Genomic DNA, 16517 nt, shown 5'->3' with positions numbered 1-16517 from the left:
AGGTCAACGGACAGTCGCGCCATACCCCTTGAGTGCCCGGTTTCCACGTTCCTGCGCCTGAATTTCCAGCCTCAGCCGGTTCAGTTCCTTCTCCAACACCAAACTGCGCTCCAGCAAGCGCTCACCTGCGGCATGGGCGCGGATCATCATGTCCGGCCATCCCGGTGCCTTCTCCGCCTGCGTGAGCGCCGCATCGAAACCTGCTTTCCATTCGGCCAGGAACTGAGCCTCAGGCACCCATTCAGGGCTATCCAGCCACGCCTCCATCTGCTCGATGGCGGCGCGAACCCTTGCATCGCTCATACCACCCGGTCCCGCAGGAGGAGGTCTGATTGCCCGTCGAGCGCCGACTTCTTGGTGTGGTACTGCTCCCAGGCCATCCGGATCTCGCCCATGTCCCGGGCCACCGCCTCCAGGCGCGCCCGGTCCCTGGACTTGCTGGCTACTTTGATCTCCCAGGACCACCAGTCATAGAGCTTTTTCAGATTGTGCGCCAGCTCGCCCCCCTCTTCCAGATCAAGGCGGACCGTGGCTTCCATGATGACCTCAGAAACCCGGATAAAGCTGTTGAACGCGGCGGACATGTTGTTCTGGCCCATGGCATGGATGGCACGGCCCATGTGAAGCTGTCCGGCTTCCATGATGAGCGCGGCCTGCTGCTCAGGGCTGGCACCCATGATGCGTTGTACGAGATAGGCATCGGCCGATTTGGCATAAGCGTTCACGAGTTGCCCTCCCTACAAAGTCATATCGGCTGATTTCGCCAAAACGTGAGTACCGGCGGGCGTTTAGCCACCAATCAAGGAGCCGGCCGAAGCCTTCATCTGACCCACCACCCGTTCCATTTCGGCGAACTTCGCCTTCAGTTGGGTTGTCTGAGAATCCACCAACGATTGCGCCGCCTGGATCTGCTTTGCCAGTCCAGCATTCTGCGTCGTGATTGAATTCAAAAGCGTGGTGATGGTGCCATTCGTGTTTGTGAATTTGTTGATCAGGTCCACGGCGGTCCGCCCCGGGCCGCGCACCAAATTCAAAGTGCCAGTGCCCGTTCCCGTCACGTTCAGCACCAGCCCGGCATAGTCACCTGTGCCCGTAAGGGTGCCGTCCGAACTTACTTGCACCGGGGAGCTGGTCACGCCGTTCCTGGTGAAAGTCCCCCACAAAGCTCCGTTCCCATCTTTCGTGATCGAAAAATCGACCGGTCCCGTGACCGTACTCGGACCAGCGCTCTTGAAAGTCACATTCGGATTGGTGGTGGTTCCCGAGAAAGTGAAAAGCTTCTGGACATTGGTGAGGTCGGTGGTCAGTGCATTTTGGAAGGTGGCATTGTTCAGCATGAGGCTGCCGTCCGCCAGGTTGGTGACTCCCAGGCTCGCCCAGGTTTTGTAGCCATCCGTGCCCGGGATGCCGGCGGCAGTGCTTGCCAAGGCCGCCTTGAGGTCTGCCATGAACGCGCGGGCGCTGGGGTCATTCGACAGCGGCGCCAGAGCCACCGATCCATCCGTGTTCTTGGTGGCCTGGGAGGCCGCCTTGTAGTCCTTCACAAACTGGTTGTACTTGGCGATGAAATCCTGCATGGCCGTGGTGGCGTTGATCTTGTCCGGGGTCACGGTCAGGGTGGTCGTACCCGTCTGTCCACCCTGCTTCAGGGTGAAGGTCATGCCATCACTGGCGTCGCTGACCACGTTCGATTGACGGGTCAGCTGGATGCCGTTCAGCGTAAAGACCGCATCCTTCGCCGAGGCGCCGGACATGTCAGACGTAAGGCCCCCTGTGAGGCCGGTGGGCGCACTGATCGTACCGGTCAGGGTTCCCGCGGTGATGCCCAGGCTTGCGTTCACGGTGGCACCACCTGGTGCTGTGACATCGGCCAGGGTGATGACACCACCGGTCTTTCCGGTGCCTGTATCCTTGGCCGTCAGCACCAGCTGATAGGGGTTCGCCCCAGCTCCCGTGTTGATGATGGTGGCAGTGACCGTCTTGCTGTTGGCATTGATGGCGGAGCGCAGGCCGTTGAGGCTGTTGTCCGTCAGGTTGAAGGCGGTAACAGTGCCATCGGTCCCCTTGATGGCAAAGCTGGCCGTGCCATTGCCCCCGCTGAAAATGGCCGCGGTGGGATCACTTGCCGCCATGGTCGTGGTCGTCGAAAGGGTCAGCGTCCCGGCACCGGTCGCGGAGCCCGTCACGGAGACCTTGAGGCCCTCCAATGGCGTTCCCGCCTGCCCGCTCAAGGTGCCATTGGTCCCCGTCAAATTGTAGGTGTTGCCACCGACCGTGAAGGTACCCGCGACATTGCCAGCGCCATCATTGGCAGTGATGTTGAAAGTGATGGCCCTCGTCGTCGTCTTCGCGGTCGAACTGGTGTAGGTCAGAACTGCCGGATTCGAGGACGAACCCTGAAACGTAGAGGTGGTGGAGATCCGCGCCTTGGTGGCCACGCTCGCCACGTTGATGTCGAACGAACCCGAGGCCGCCCCAAGGGAGGCCTTGGCCGTGGCGGTGACATAGGTGTTGTTGATGTCAGTGCTCGCCACGGCGTTGTTGTTGAGCCTGTCCTGCAGCGCCGCCATGCTGAGTGTCAGCGCAGACAGGCTGGTTCGCATGGCGGTCAGCGCGGTCGACCGCGCATCATTCTGGGTTTTCTTGGCCTGCAACCGGTTCAGGTTGCCGCTCTTCTGGGCCACCATGGCGTTGATCAGAGCCGTGGTGTCGATACCAGTCGCAACACCATTCAGAGAATTCGAGGACGCATTCGTCGTAGCCATGACTCACCCCATGCAGGAACAGTGCCGTTCCTAGCCCTGCTTATCGACGAGGCCACCCGCTTGGCCTTCCAGGTCGCGCATGCGGCGAGACATGCCCAGCACTTCCGCGGAAGGAACCTGAAGTAGTACTTGGCCCGTGCCCTGCTGAATCACCTGGTAGACCGGACGGCCTGAGGCGGGGTCCATGTGCATCTTCAGGTCGGACTGGGCCTGCCCGAGATGCTGATTGATGTGCGCCACTGCGGAAGCCGTCTCGGTTGGTCCGGAGACGCGCTGATTGGATTCGCCTGCTTGGATTGGATCATTGCCTGCCACCGATGGGGCAGGTTTCGCGACGGAAGCATTAGGTGGGGCGGTAGCCACCTGGGTCAAGACAACACTCGACATTGAACCGCCCACAGCGCTTACCTGACTCGTCATAACCCCTCCTTTCCAAACTCAGACGACTGGAGGGGGCAGATCAGATCCGCCCCCTCCAGAAGCTAGAGATTGCCTACTTACCGGAAGAGGCCGAGGACGGAGTTCGCGGACTGGTTCGCGTTGTTCAGAGCGCTGGTGCCAGCCTGCATGAGGATCTGGTACTTGGTCAGGTTCGCCATTTCGGCGCCCATGTCAGCGCCCAGCCACGCATCCGCGATGCCCTGGGACGTTTCAGCCTGGATGCCATTGGTCTGCGCAGACGTCAGGGCCGAAGCCATGGCGTTGGCATTGGTCACCTGGCTTGCGGCGATGGCCGTGAGGGCCGCAGCGGAAGTGGTGCCGCCAGTCGAGGTCTGGAGCGTGGCATATTCCGCGTCAGAGGTGGTGCCGGCGCCTTCCATTTCGGCCATGCGGTAGGCGTCCTGGGTCTTCTGCGCGTTCGCGCCGTCAGCATTCAACGCGGCGAAGTAAGCAGCGTTGTTGGCATAGACCTTCGCCGCAGCGCTGCGGGAGTTGGCCATGGCCGTGTTGCCGGCCGTGAGGGCCGCGGAATCGTCGTTGGCGTGGTTGACACGACGACCAGTGGTGAGCCGCTCAATGGCGGTGTTGAGTCCGATCTTGCTCACGCCAAGCTGACGGCTGGCGGCCAACGCGGACACGTTGCTCAGAATGGTAACCATAACATCCTCCGTGATGTTGTTTGGCAGCATCCGTGCTGCCAGGTTGTGTAGGGGAAATCCCCGACCCTCCCTCTTTCGGAAATGCCTCCGAAAACCTTTAACTTTTTTTCTCGGCAACTTGTAAATTATTAATTATAAGATGTTTAAAAATTCGAAATCGTCAACTCCCTTCCTTTGCCTTTGCCTCGGTTTACAGGGTCAGGCGAGAGACCGCCCCCGACCTAAAGGTCCCGCGGCACCCTCGTGTGAGTGCCGAGTGAATAGACTGAGCGGGGCCCGGCGCGGAACCTCTTCCCTTGGGCCAGCCGAAACGTGCATGCCATGTGATTCCACAAGGGGGACGTAAGTGGTGGAGCCGGAAAATTCGGGGAATGCGCGCCGCATGGAAGAAGCAACCGCTCTGGCCAAGGCTGGGCGCTGGCGTGAGGCGGCTGAGGCTTTCGCGGCGCTGAGCGCCCTCGGCGAATCCAGCTACGATCTGCATGTCACCTACGGCACGGCGCTCATGCGCTGCAACCGCTATGAAGCCGCCCGTGATCAGCTGGAGGCGGCCCTGAGGCTGCAGCCAAGCTCATTGGAGGCGCTCAACAACCTGGCCGGCACGAACCTGCGGCTGGGTGATCCTTGCGCGGCGGAACAGGCCTGTCGGCTCATCCTCGCAGCGCATCCTGAGGATCACGCCGCCTGGACCAATCTGGGCCTGGCCCTCAGCCATCAAGGGCGCGTTTCCGAAGGCCTGGACGCCTTGCAGCAGGCACTCGCCCTAGCGCCCGAGGATCGCCTCATCCGCGACAACCTCCTGCTGCACCTCAACTATGTCGCCACGAATGGCGCCGACCTGGCGCACATCCATTTCCTGCTTTGTGGCCAGCTGCCGTCATCTCCACCAAAACGGACTGACGCCCGGGATTCCAGGCGCATTCGAATCGGCTATGTATCGGGTGATTTCCGCAGCCATTCCGTGTCCTTTTTCATGGCTCCGATCATCCACGCGCACGACCGCAGCGCCTTCGAGGTGTTTTGCTATTCCACCACCCATGCGCCCGACCAGCGCACCGAAAGCTTCCGCCATCTGGCGGATCACTTCATCGACCTTTCAACCACCACCGCTGCGGAAGCCGCCCGCCACATCGAGAAGGACCACATCGACATTCTCGTGGATCTGGGCGGCCACACCTCGGGCAACCGGCTGGACATTTTCGCGCTCCGTCCCGCGCCCATCCAGGTCACCTACCTGGGCTACCCGGCCACCACGGGATGCCCCTTCATGGATGTCCGCCTGGTGGACAGCCTCACCGATCCAGAAGGCAGTGAGCCCTTCTCCTCCGAGCGCCTGGTGCGCCTGCCTGAGCCCTTCCTGTGCTACGACCCTCATCCCGTCTGTCCTGACGTGGCGCCGTTGCCCGCCCTTGACCGTGGCTTCATCACCTTCGGCTCCTTCAACCATTCCTCCAAGATCTCCGAGGACACCCTGGATCTCTGGTCGCAGGTGCTCGTCGACGTTCCCGATTCACGCCTCTTTCTCAAGGCCCGCGCCTTTTCCAATGCGGCTGTGCGTGAACTCTACGTCCAACGATTCGCTCAACGCGGCATCGCCGCCGACCGACTGACGTTGGCAGGCCACACCGAGGGCGCCCAAGACCACCTCTCCGCCTACGGAAAGGTCGACATCGCCCTCGATACCTACCCGTACCACGGGACGACCACCACCTGCGAAGCCTTGTGGATGGGCGTTCCCGTCATTTCCCTGGTCGGAAACCTGCATGCCGCGCGGGTGGGGCTGAGCATCCTATCCGCGGTGGACCTCGACGGCCTGGCTGTGTCCCATGCGGAGGAGTACGTGGCATTGGCTGCCGGACTCTCGGAGGATCTGGATCAACTCGCCACCCTGCGGATGAACTTGCGTGGACGCGTGGCCCGCTCGCCGCTTTGCGATCGTACCCGCTTCACGAAGGGCCTCGAACAGGCCTATCGAGAGATGCTTCAAATTCAGTTCTGACAAACCTCCTTCAGGCTTGGTCCTCCTCAGGGAGGGACTCCAGCATGGCCCGAAGACTCTGCTCCAAGCCCCAACGGAGGGCCCAGCCCGAGGCCGCCATGAGCCGCTCAGGAGAGCCCACCAGCCAGGGGATATCGTCTGCGGAGTTCGGATTTCCCTCGAACAGCACCTCCCGTTTCGAGCCGAGCAGGCTCAGCACGGTGGCCACAAGCTCTCCAATGCTCCGAGCCTTGCCGCTGCATACGTTGTAGGTCGCGCCCCGCTGCGGCTCCAAACCCAGGATGGCCAGGTAGGCCTCCGCCACATCACGCACATCGATGAAATCCCGGACGCTGTCCATGCCTCGCATGAGCACGGGTGAACCATCCTCCCGAGTGGCCGAAAGGCGGCGCAGCAGCGAAGGAATCACCAGCTCCGGCCGCTGCCGCGGTCCAAGGTGGTTGAAGGGCCGAGCCACGCGGATGTCGAGACGGCCTGCGTAGTGCGGCACCATCTGTTCGACCAGGTGTTTGCTGAGCCCGTAGCGACCCTGGGGCAACAGGGCGGCCTCCTCCATCCTCAGCTGGTTGGAAGGCGCATAGACATGGCAGCTGGAGATGAGCAGGATCCTCGCCTCCTCCAGGTGCTCCAGCAGGTTCAGGGACATCGCCACGTTCTGCACCACCGGCGCCATGGTCCGAAAGGACGCCGGTATGGAGGCTCCAGCCAGATGGATCACCCCGTACCAGCGTCTTGGAATCCCCGCCAAGGAGGCCGGATCCATCAAGTCGGCGTAAATGGTCTTGACCCCGCGCGGAAGCGAAACTCCCAGAGATCCGCGCTGCAGAGCCGACACCTCGAAGCCCCGGCGCAGCAGCAGCCGGGCCATGTGCTGGCCCACGAACCCTGAGGCGCCGGTGAGGAGGATGGACCGTTTCATGGGCAGGCCTTGCAAGAGGACGGAGAGGAAAGGGGCCCTGTTTCGCGGCTATTTCTCCGCCACAAAATTGAGGCTGATGGGAATGCCATGGAAGGTGGTGGCGCTGGTGTCCTGGAAGAGCCCAAAACCAGGAACCCGCTTCAGATGCTTGAATCCGGCCCGCAGCAGGTACGAGGCCAGGAATTCCTCGTTGAGCCCCACCACGTGGTAGTCGTAGCGATCAATGTGCCCGCCAAAGAGCATGCGCATCACCTTGAAGCGCTCTTCGAGGCTGTAGGCCTCCTTGTCCAGCAGCAACTTCGCGAGGGTATCGAGGTCGGGAACACTGATGTAGGCCCGCCCGCCCGGCCTGAGCACGCGATACCATTCCTGCAGTGCCTTCGCCAGCTCTCCGTTGTAGTCGAAGTGCTCGACCACGTGCGAGGCGTAGACCTCGGTGAAGGTGCCGTCGGCGAAACGAGACAGGTCGTTGGCATTGCAGACATGGTCCACAGCTGGCCCCGGCAAGGCGTCCAGGATTTCCCACCCCTCCGCCTTCGTCTTGCCGCCGATGTGCAGCCGCCGGGTGGAAGGCTCGGCCGAAACCTGTGCTGCCGGGGGAGGCATTGTCAGCGAAGAGGGCACCGGCATCGCTGGAGGCGCTGCCTGAGCAGCGGCTTCCGCGGTCGCATCCAGGGACCAGCCCGTCAATGCCTCCGCGACCCGCCCAGCCATATCCCGCCAGGAGAAGGCCTCGATCCGCCGCTGCCCTTCAAGAATCAAATCACCTCGCACCGCATCATCCTGCACGGCCATCAGAGCGTCGAGCATGGCCTGGACATCATCCGGTTCCACATAGATCGCCGCATCTCCGGCCACCTCGCCGATGGAGCTGTTCTCGCAGGTGATCACGGGGCAGGAGCAGGCCATGGCCTCCAGAATGGGCAGGCCGAACCCCTCGTAGCGCGACGGGTAGGCGAGGGCGAGCGCCCCCGCGTAGGCGCACTGAAGGTCCGCATCGGACAGGACCAGCAGGTGGACCTTCGCCCCGCCCACACAGGCGGCGAACTCGGGCTCCAGCACGGGCCGGGAGTTGGTGCAGACGATGGCGTAGCCATCCCGGCTGTCTCCCAACCGCTCGAAGGCCTGGAAGAAGAGCAGCGCGTTCTTGTAGCTCGTCTTCACCCCTGAAATCAGGAAGTAGGGTCGGTCAATGCCGAAGCGCGCCCGAAAGGCCTCGACCCCTTCCGGCGAAGGGGTGCGGAAATCCGTTCCACAGTAGGCGGTGACCACCTCGGCCTGGACGACTTTCGGGTAGAAGCGCCCAAGATCCCTTGTCGTCGAATGGGAAATGGACAGGAAATGGCGGGCGTAGCCAATGGCATCGCGCTTCTCCCGCCACTGGGCCTCTTCCAAGTCGAAGCCCATCACCTCCGGGATCATGTCGTAAACCATCAGCGCAGCCCGCGTGGTGAGGGGCCTCGTGTAGTAGGTCGAGGCGAACAGCGAGATGCCTTCCCTATCGCAGACCTCCTGCAGCATGGCGCGATCAGCCTCGAGATCCAGGTAGCTGTGGGGCGGAACATCGACGTAGGCGATGCCCGAGAAGCGCGGGGCGGTGTGGTCGCGGTCGAGCACCACGATGAATTCGCCAAACCCGTTGGCCGACCATTCCGCCAGCAGGTTCTTCCATACACGGGCGATGCCTGAGGTGAAGCGGAAGAAGACGCCATCCAAGGCGATCCGGACGCCCGCCTTCCGCAGCTGTGCCAGAGATGCCAGGTGCTGGTTGTCCCCCGAGGCGGCCTCCAGTGGCCGCTTCATCCACTCGTAGAGTCCATCATTCATGGCTCCGCGGGGATTCCGCGCCCATTCCTCGGCATCCGCCAGCGCCCGCTCTGAAAGCGGGAAGCGGGAGAACAGAAAGTACCCGCCCAACAGATAGGCATCCCGCCCGTACCGGGAGGCGATCTCCCCCAGGGCGCTGGGGGCGTAAAAGAAGTGATGGCGGCCACATTCCGGGGCCAGTTCCTCCCACCCGGCACCCTGGCCCAGGTAGAGGCTGGTGGTTCCCACCACAAAATCGGGATCCGTCGCGAACAACGCATCCCATTTCACGGTGGGGTTCACGAAGGGTTCCGCATGTTCAAAGGTGGTGGCCAGCTTCAGAGGCTTGTCGAAGGCCTCCCAGCTGAATCCGCGGCAGAGAGAGCCATCCCCCTGCGGATCGAAGGTGTAGAAGTTGTAGCCGGCATCGCGCATGTAGCGCGCGAACAAGCCATCCCGGCCGCCGAAATCGGCACAACGATCATCCATCCGGATGCCGATCAGCTCGAAAAGCCGCTGCAGGGCCAGAAAGTTCAGGAGGGTCCGGGAGGCCCGTTCCGCCTCGAAGGGCTCGGTCCCGGAGCTGTAGGCCTCCTCCAGCCAATGGGGGGCTCCGGTCTGCAGGGAGCCGCAGCCGCTGCATTCGAAGTAGGTGACTTCATGCCTCGAGAGCACCAGTCGGGAGAAGACCGCCGCGGTCGCGGACTGGCAGAGACGGCAGGGAGGACCAGCCTGGGGTTTGCGGCGATGGAGGAACTCGTTCTCACCGCGCCCGTTGGTTTCGCCCAACAGGTGGAGGCAGCCTTCCGGCCAGTCCCGCAGGCTCGCCACGGCCAACGAGACATTGGACATCTGATTGCCCACGAAGAAGCTGCACTTGAGGGCCAACAGCGCATCGATGTAGACCTCTTCACCCAGCGCCACGCCATCGTGACCCGCCAGATGCACGCCGACCTGGCTGTCGGTGCGGGTGGCCTCGGCGAAGAGCAGGTCGCCTCCATACCGACCCCGATATTCGTCCACCACAGACAGGGAGTCGGTCAGGAGGAGCACACCAAGGCCCGGGTTCTGTTCACGAATCTGGTCGATGATTCCGAAGTAGGCCGCGTTCGTCTTAGGGAGGGACGGTGACTCGAGCACCTTGTCCGAACCCCGCACGTGAGCCCCGATCCAGTTCCGCCCCTGCATGTGGCGTTCATGGAAGGCCTCGGCCCGGTCGGCGATGGCGGCCACCGGCCTCAGGCGGTTCTGGAAGATCTCCGCATAGATCTCGTCGTCGGAGAGCCCGAAGAACCGCGAAGTGGGGCCGATCCACGGCCGGATGGAAGCCACTGTCGAGTAGAAATCGCTGACCACCACCTGCTCAGGCCTCGCGAAGAGGAACTGGGCAGCCAGCCTCGACCCCTCGCCCTCCCACTTGTGGTGATTCTCCTCGAGCAGGTTGTCCCAGGTCCACTTGGGCGGATAGAGGTCGGCGGTGCGGGGAAGATCCTCCACCCTGACGCTCGACAGGCCCTCGAAGAAATGCCTGCTGGCATCGATATCCGCCTCCCGGCGGAACAGGCAGTTCGTTCCCCAGAGCATCACCGGCGTCCGCTGAGTCAGCTCCGCCAGCAACAGCTGGCCTGCCAGGTGGTGGCCCTCACTCCAGAAACCGTAGCCCCAGGCCTTGATGACCAGGAATCGCTCCTCGGTATCGTCGGGCCAGGTACCAGGTGCAGGGGTTCGCTCCGAGAGGTTGAATCCCGGGGGGAGGCCATAGGCTTCCCGCAAGGCCTCGATCAGGGCCGCTGCCCCCAGATTCCCTTCATCCCGCGCCAGGCAGCGTCGGGCGAAGAGCTCCGCCTGGGGCAGGTTCCCCAGGTCGAACCACCGGCAGGCTTCCCTCAAGTCCAGCTCGGCTTGATCCGCCTCCTCAACAGGGTTCACCGCGCCAGCACTGGGCAGAGATTCGGAAATCGGTTCGGTCACGTCGCACCTGGTTGTCGATCTGATGCTTCATGGAAACCGAAACGCCCTTTCGGCGCCACAGGACCTTTCCCCGTGGAAGCGCCATGAAATTGGCAGACCCAGGTCCAGGGCACTGCGGACCACCCTTGAGGCTGGCCCAGGGGCGATGGCCATAGGCAGAGGATGGAGGCCTCCTCGCGCAAACCCTACCCCTTTGCCCCCCCTGGAATGGAAAATGCATGCCTGCTCCATCCCATTCATTCGTTGCCCCCAGTGAGGGGAAGCCCTGTTCCGACGCCTGGAGACCCGACATGCCTCTGAATTTCGCCCTGATTGGCGCTGGCGGCTTTGTTGCGCCCAGGCACCTTCAGGCGATCCAGGAGTCGGGCCATCGGCTGGTGGCGGCCCTGGACAAGAACGATTCCGTGGGTGTGCTGGACCGCTACTTCATGGATGCGGCTTTCTTTACCGAATTTGAACGCTTCGACCGGCACGCGGAAAAACTCCGCCGGGGCGACCCCGATCACCGGATCCACTGGGTGAGCGTGTGTTCCCCCAACTACCTCCACGATGCCCACATCCGGTTCGCGCTTCGCATCGGGGCCGATGCCATCTGCGAAAAACCCCTCGTCCTCAATCCCTGGAACCTGGATGCCCTTGCCGCCCTGGAGGCCGAGAGCGGACGACGCATCTGCACCGTGCTCCAACTCCGGCTGCATCCTGCCATCCGGGCCCTGAAGGCACGCATCGACCAGGAGGGCCCCGGGACCATCCATGAGGTGGATCTCACCTATCTCACAGCACGCGGCCCCTGGTATCACGTTTCCTGGAAGGGCGACGCGTCCAAATCAGGCGGTGTCGCCATGAACATCGGTGTCCATTTCTTCGACATGCTTCAGTGGATCTTCGGCCGGGCGCTGGAGGTCCGGGTGCACTTCCAGGATGCCCGGAGGAGTGCGGGGTACCTCGATCTGGAGAAGGCCCGGGTGCGCTGGTTCCTGTCCGTGGATCCGGACGACCTTCCGGCGTCAGCGCGCGAAGCCAACCAACCGGCCTTCCGGCGCCTGGCCGTGGATGGCGACGTGTATGAATTTTCGGACGGCTTCACGGGCCTGCACACGGCCGTCTACCAGGAGGTGCTGGCCGGGGGCGGCTACGGAGTAGAAGACGCCCGCCCATCCGTGGAACTGGCCCACCGGATCCGCCATGCCACGCCAGCCGCTTCCGACGCGAAGGCCCTTGTCGGCTTCCGGCAAGACTTGGGTTGAAGGAGCGCCCATGCCCAGATTCATCCATCCCACCGCGGTCATCGACGAAGGTGCCCTCATCGGCGAAGGCACCCGCATCTGGCACTTCAGCCACATCCTGCCCGGAACGGTCATCGGATCGGGCTGCACCCTGGGCCAGAACGTCATGGCCGGGCCAGATGTCAAAATCGGGAATCACTGCAAGATTCAGAACAATGTGTCGCTCTACAACGGCGTGGAACTTGAAGATTACGTCTTCTGCGGCCCCTCCATGGTGTTCACCAACATCCCGAACCCCCGGTGTGAATTCCCCCAGAGTGGAGCCCAGCACAACCGCCGCACCCTTGTGCGCCGCGGTGCCTCCATCGGCGCCAACGCCACCCTGGTGTGCGGCGTCACCGTGGGCCGCTACGCCTTCATCGGCGCAGGCGCCGTGGTGGCTTCCGATGTGCCCGACTATGGCCTCATGCTTGGTGTGCCCGCCCGGCAAGCCGGCTGGATGAGCCGCCACGGGGCCCGCCTCCCCGATCCTGATGCGGAAGGCGTGCGGCACTGCCCCTTGAGCGGATGGCGCTACCTGGAGCAGCCGGCCGGTACCCTCCGCTGCCTCGATTGGCCCGAGGACCAGCCTTTGAATCCCAATGCTTCCACCTCTGCTGGAGTGAACCGTGCCTGACATCCGTGGTTCCCGGGTACTGGTCGTCGGCGGCGCCGGCCTCATCGGCTCCCATGCCGTGGACGCCCTGCTTCAGGAAGACGTCGCCCAGATCATCGTGTACGACAACTTCTGCCGGGGCACCCGGGAGAACCTCGCCGAGGCCTTGAAGGATCCCCGGGTGCGCATCTTTGAAATCGGGGGCGACATCCTGCAGACCGACATCCTGGGCCAGGCCATGAAGGAATCCGACCACGTCATCCACCTCGCCGCCCTCTGGCTGCTGCAGTGCCACGAATACCCGCGCTCCGCCTTCGATGTGAACATCCGTGGCACCTTCAACGTGCTGGAGGCCTGCCGCGATCACCACATCAAGCGATTGGTATACAGCTCCTCCGCCTCGGTCTACGGCGATGCCGTCGACATCCCCATGACCGAAGAGCACCCCTTCAACAACCGCACCTTCTACGGGGCCACCAAGATCGCGGGCGAAGCCATGTGCCGCGCCTTCAACGAGCGTTATGGCCTCCCCTATGCGGGCCTGCGCTACATGAACGTCTATGGTGCCCGCCAGGACTACAAGGGCGCCTACATCGCCGTGATCATGAAAATCCTCGACCGCATCGACCAGGGCCTTCCCCCCATCGTCTACGGCGACGGAAGCCAGAGCTACGATTTCATCTACGTCTCGGAAGTGGGCAGGGCCAACGTGTGTGCCCTCAAGAGCGACGCCAGTGACCGCTTCTACAACATCGGCAGCGGCACGCGAACTTCCATCAAGGAAGTCTGCGAACTGTTGCTGGAGTTGACTGGATCGAACCTCTCCATCCAGTACGAACCCGCCGGGCCCACCTTCGTCACCAACCGCATCGGCAGTACGGACCGCGCCAAGCGCGATCTGGATTTCCGCACCACCATCGGACTGCGCGAAGGCCTGCAGAAACTCATCGCCTGGCGCCGCGCCCACCGTGAACGGCACGGGTGAATCCATGTGCGGGATCGCGGGGATCTTCAATACCGACGGCCGCTCCGTGGCCGTGGCGGCGCTCAAGAGCATGACCGATGCCATCGCCCACCGGGGCCCTGATGGTGAAGGCGCCTGGATCCATTCCTTCATCGGGCTTGGCCACCGCAGGCTGGCCATCCTCGACCTCTCGCCCCTCGCGCACCAGCCCATGCAGACCCGCGATGGCTCCTGCGTCCTCACCTACAACGGCGAGATCTACAACTTCCAGAACCTTCGGGTGGAGCTGGAGGCCCGGGGCCACGCCTTCCGTTCCCGCAGTGATTCCGAGGTGGTCCTCGCCGCCTACCGCGAATGGGGCGCGGACTGTGTTCACCGCTTCAACGGCATGTTCGCCTTCGCCATCTGGGACACCCAGCGGAACCGGCTCTTCCTGGCCCGGGACCGCTACGGCATCAAGCCCCTCTACTACTGGTTCCAGGACGGCACACTGGTGTTCGCCTCGGAGATCAAGGCCATTCTCCGCCATCCAGATGTCGGGGTCAGGGTGTGTGTCCCGGCCCTGAACGAGTACTTCTCCTTCCAGAACGTCTTCTCGGATCTCACGCTCTTCGAAGGCATCCGCCTCTTGCCCGCCGCCCACACGATGACCCTGGACCTGGACAGCACCACCCCCCCACGCGTGGAGCGCTATTGGGATTTCGCCTTCGAGGAAGATGCCGGATTGAAGGATGAACGCGAGTATCTCGAAGAGCTCGAACGCCTCTTTGAGCAGGCCGTGAACCGGCAGCTGGTCAGCGATGTGGAAGTGGGGGCCTACCTGAGCGGCGGCATGGATTCCGGGTCCATCACCTGCATCGCCGCCCGAAACTTTCCGAATCTGAAATCCTTCACCGGAGGCTTCGACCTATCCTCGGCTTCAGGCCTGGAACTGGGCTTCGACGAGCGCGCCAAGGCCGAATTCCTCTCCAGCCGTTTCCGCACCGAGCACTACGAGGTGGTGTTGAAGGCCGGCGATATGGAACGGGTGATGCCCGACCTCATCCGGCACATGGAAGATCCTCGCGTCGGCCAGAGCTACCCCAACTACTATGTGGCCCGGCTCGCCAGCAAGTTCGTCAAGGTCGTGCTCTCGGGCGCCGGGGGCGATGAGCTGTTCGCGGGCTACCCGTGGCGCTACTACCGGGCGGTCGTGAACGACGGACCTGAGCACTACGCGGATAAGTACTACCGCTACTGGCAACGCCTCATTCCCGACAGCCTGAAACCGTCCTTCTACCAGGGGCATCTCCAACCGGCCATCCAGTCACACCCCTGCAAGGACATTTTTGGAGGCATCCTGGCGGATCGCCCCAACCCGCTGCACACACCAGAAGATTACGTCAACCAATCGCTGTACCTGGAAGCACGCACCTTCCTGCATGGCCTCCTGGTCGTGGAAGACAAGTTGAGCATGGCCCATGGCCTGGAAACGCGGGTGCCATTCCTGGACAACGATCTGGTGGATTTCGCCATGCGCTTGCCCGTGCGGCACAAGCTGCGGGACCTCAAGGAAGTGGTCGGCATCAACGAGAATGAACTGGGCCCGAAATCGCGGCGCTTTCTGGATCCCTCCAGCGACGGCAAGATCCTTCTCCGCAAGGCCTTCGCCCGCTATGTTCCCGATGCGTATGCCAACGGCGTCAAGCAGGGGTTCTCCGCGCCCGATGCCAGCTGGTTCAAGGGAGAGAGCATCGACTACGTGAGATCACTCCTCTTCAGCCGCAAGGCGCGCATCTACGATTACATCCAGCCCAGCGCCGCCCAGGAACTGATGAACGGTCATTTCAACGGCCAGGCGAATCGCCGCCTCCTGATATGGTCATTCCTCTGTTTCGAATGGTGGCTCAAGACCTTCATGCCCTAGGGAGACTCCGTGCCCATTCCCATCACCCGCCCCTGCTTCGATGAGACCGAATTCGAGCTCGTGCGGAAGCCCCTGGAAAGCGGATGGCTGGTGCAGGGGCCCTATGTGGCGGAGTTCGAGCGACTCTTTGGAGCCTTCACCGGCGCGCCGTTCGCCAAGGCCACCTCCAACTGCACCACGGCCCTGCACCTGGCCCTGGAAGGCCTGGGCATCGGCCCGGGTGATCGCGTGATCGTACCTTCCTTCACCTACATCGCCAGCGCCAATGCCGTGGAATACACCGGCGCCCGCGTGGCCTTCTGCGACATCGACCTCGCGACCTTCAACCTCGACCTGAACCAGGCCGAGGCCCTGCTGGAAGCGGATGGCGGCCGCACCATTCGCGCCATCATGCCCGTCCACCTCTTCGGCCTCTGCGTGGACATGCCCCGGGTGATGGATCTGGCTCGCCGCTACCAACTGAAGGTGGTGGAGGATGCCGCCTGCGGGCTGGGCGCACGCCTGGGCGGCCAGCATGCGGGCACCTTCGGCGATGCCGGATGCTTCTCCTTCCATCCCAGAAAGAGCATCACCACGGGCGAGGGCGGCATGGTCACCACGGCCGATGGCCGCCTAGCTGGCACCCTCTCCTCGTTGCGTGATCACGGCGCTGGGAAGAGCGACCTTCAGCGCCATCAGGAAGAGGGCGGATCCCTCCTTCCGGGCTTCGCCGCGCGGGGCTACAACTACCGTATGACCGATCTCCAAGGTGCCCTCGGGGTGGCCCAGATGGGCAAGGTCGCGCGGATTCTGGAGGCCAGGACCACACTAGCGGCCCGCTATGACGCGGCGCTCCAGGGCTGCGGCGCCCTCAGCCCCACCCTCGTTCCTCCCGGCCATGTCCACGGCTACCAGTCCTACGTCTGCCTCTACCACGGGGGCGAAGCCGTGGATCAGCTGAGCCTCGCTGGCGTGGATCGGCTGAACCGCCGTCGCAACACCCTGATGGCCCGCCTGGAATCCCTGGGCATCGCCACCCGGCAGGGCACCCACGCGGTTCCCACCCTGGAGTACTACCAGGCGCGATATGGCCTGGCCGATGCCGATTTCCCGAAGGCCTACGCCGCTGATCGACTCAGCATTGCGCTCCCTTTGTACGTCGGGATGACGGACGGGGAGTTCAACCTCGTGGTGGAATCCTTGCTCAACTTGGCCAAGGAGGTGTGA

13 protein-coding genes are annotated in these 16517 nt (G+C 63.1%); 6 read left to right on the top strand and 7 right to left on the bottom strand.

The window, feature by feature from the left end; genetic code table 11:
• Positions 1-3: 3 nt before the first annotated feature.
• The 5 genes from Q9293_RS00460 to Q9293_RS00440 all read right to left on the bottom strand — a co-directional run bounded on the left by Q9293_RS00460 (position 4) and on the right by Q9293_RS00440 (position 3865).
• Entirely contained in the window at positions 4-267 is a 264-nt protein-coding gene (locus tag Q9293_RS00460; RefSeq protein ID WP_306249201.1) for a hypothetical protein, read from the bottom strand.
• Between the two features lie 32 nt (positions 268-299).
• A complete protein-coding gene (gene fliS / locus Q9293_RS00455) occupies positions 300-725 on the bottom strand; it encodes a flagellar export chaperone FliS (RefSeq protein ID WP_306249200.1) in 426 nt (141 codons plus the stop codon).
• A 63-nt stretch (positions 726-788) separates the two neighbouring features.
• Positions 789-2765, bottom strand: coding sequence for a flagellar filament capping protein FliD (gene fliD / locus Q9293_RS00450; protein ID WP_306249199.1), 1977 nt, complete (start codon positions 2763-2765; stop codon positions 789-791).
• Between the two features lie 30 nt (positions 2766-2795).
• Positions 2796-3152 carry a flagellar protein FlaG gene (locus tag Q9293_RS00445; protein WP_306252397.1) on the bottom strand — a complete coding sequence of 119 codons (357 nt, stop codon included), beginning with the start codon at positions 3150-3152 and terminating at the stop codon, positions 2796-2798.
• 110 nt (positions 3153-3262) lie between these two features.
• Positions 3263-3865 carry a flagellin gene (locus tag Q9293_RS00440; RefSeq protein WP_306249198.1) on the bottom strand — a complete coding sequence of 201 codons (603 nt, stop codon included), beginning with the start codon at positions 3863-3865 and terminating at the stop codon, positions 3263-3265.
• Between the two features lie 382 nt (positions 3866-4247).
• Between Q9293_RS00440 and Q9293_RS00435 the strand changes: the two genes are divergently transcribed.
• On the top strand, positions 4248-5864 hold the full coding sequence (locus Q9293_RS00435) for a tetratricopeptide repeat protein (RefSeq protein ID WP_306249197.1): 1617 nt from the start codon (positions 4248-4250) through the stop codon (positions 5862-5864).
• A 10-nt stretch (positions 5865-5874) separates the two neighbouring features.
• Here Q9293_RS00435 and Q9293_RS00430 read toward each other — a convergent pair whose 3' ends face one another.
• The gene (locus tag Q9293_RS00430) at positions 5875-6783 is read right to left on the bottom strand and encodes an NAD(P)-dependent oxidoreductase (protein WP_306249196.1); all 909 of its coding nucleotides are present in this window, start codon (positions 6781-6783) and stop codon (positions 5875-5877) included.
• 48 nt (positions 6784-6831) lie between these two features.
• Positions 6832-10560, bottom strand: coding sequence for a glycosyltransferase (locus tag Q9293_RS00425; protein ID WP_306249195.1), 3729 nt, complete (start codon positions 10558-10560; stop codon positions 6832-6834).
• A 290-nt stretch (positions 10561-10850) separates the two neighbouring features.
• On the opposite strand from Q9293_RS00425, the gene Q9293_RS00420 reads away from it, so the two are divergent.
• The 5 genes from Q9293_RS00420 to Q9293_RS00400 are packed head-to-tail and all read left to right on the top strand — an operon-like array spanning position 10851 to position 16517.
• Positions 10851-11807, top strand: a complete 957-nt coding sequence (locus Q9293_RS00420; RefSeq protein WP_306249194.1) for a Gfo/Idh/MocA family protein — start codon at positions 10851-10853, stop codon at positions 11805-11807.
• 10 nt (positions 11808-11817) lie between these two features.
• Complete coding sequence (locus tag Q9293_RS00415; protein WP_306249193.1) at positions 11818-12462, top strand: acyltransferase; 645 nt, start codon at positions 11818-11820, stop codon at positions 12460-12462.
• The gene (locus tag Q9293_RS00410) at positions 12455-13426 is read left to right on the top strand and encodes an NAD-dependent epimerase/dehydratase family protein (RefSeq protein ID WP_306249192.1); all 972 of its coding nucleotides are present in this window, start codon (positions 12455-12457) and stop codon (positions 13424-13426) included. Before Q9293_RS00415 ends, Q9293_RS00410 begins: the two co-directional genes overlap by 8 nt.
• Before the next feature lie 4 nt (positions 13427-13430).
• On the top strand, positions 13431-15311 hold the full coding sequence (asnB, locus tag Q9293_RS00405) for an asparagine synthase (glutamine-hydrolyzing) (protein ID WP_306249191.1): 1881 nt from the start codon (positions 13431-13433) through the stop codon (positions 15309-15311).
• A gap of 9 nt (positions 15312-15320) precedes the next feature.
• Positions 15321-16517, top strand: a complete 1197-nt coding sequence (locus Q9293_RS00400; protein WP_306249190.1) for a DegT/DnrJ/EryC1/StrS aminotransferase family protein — start codon at positions 15321-15323, stop codon at positions 16515-16517.

Origin of the sequence: Geothrix sp. PMB-07 (assembly GCF_030758935.1) — a bacterium.
GTDB lineage: Bacteria > Acidobacteriota > Holophagae > Holophagales > Holophagaceae > Geothrix.
This window is presented reverse-complemented; position numbering and strand designations above follow the sequence as displayed.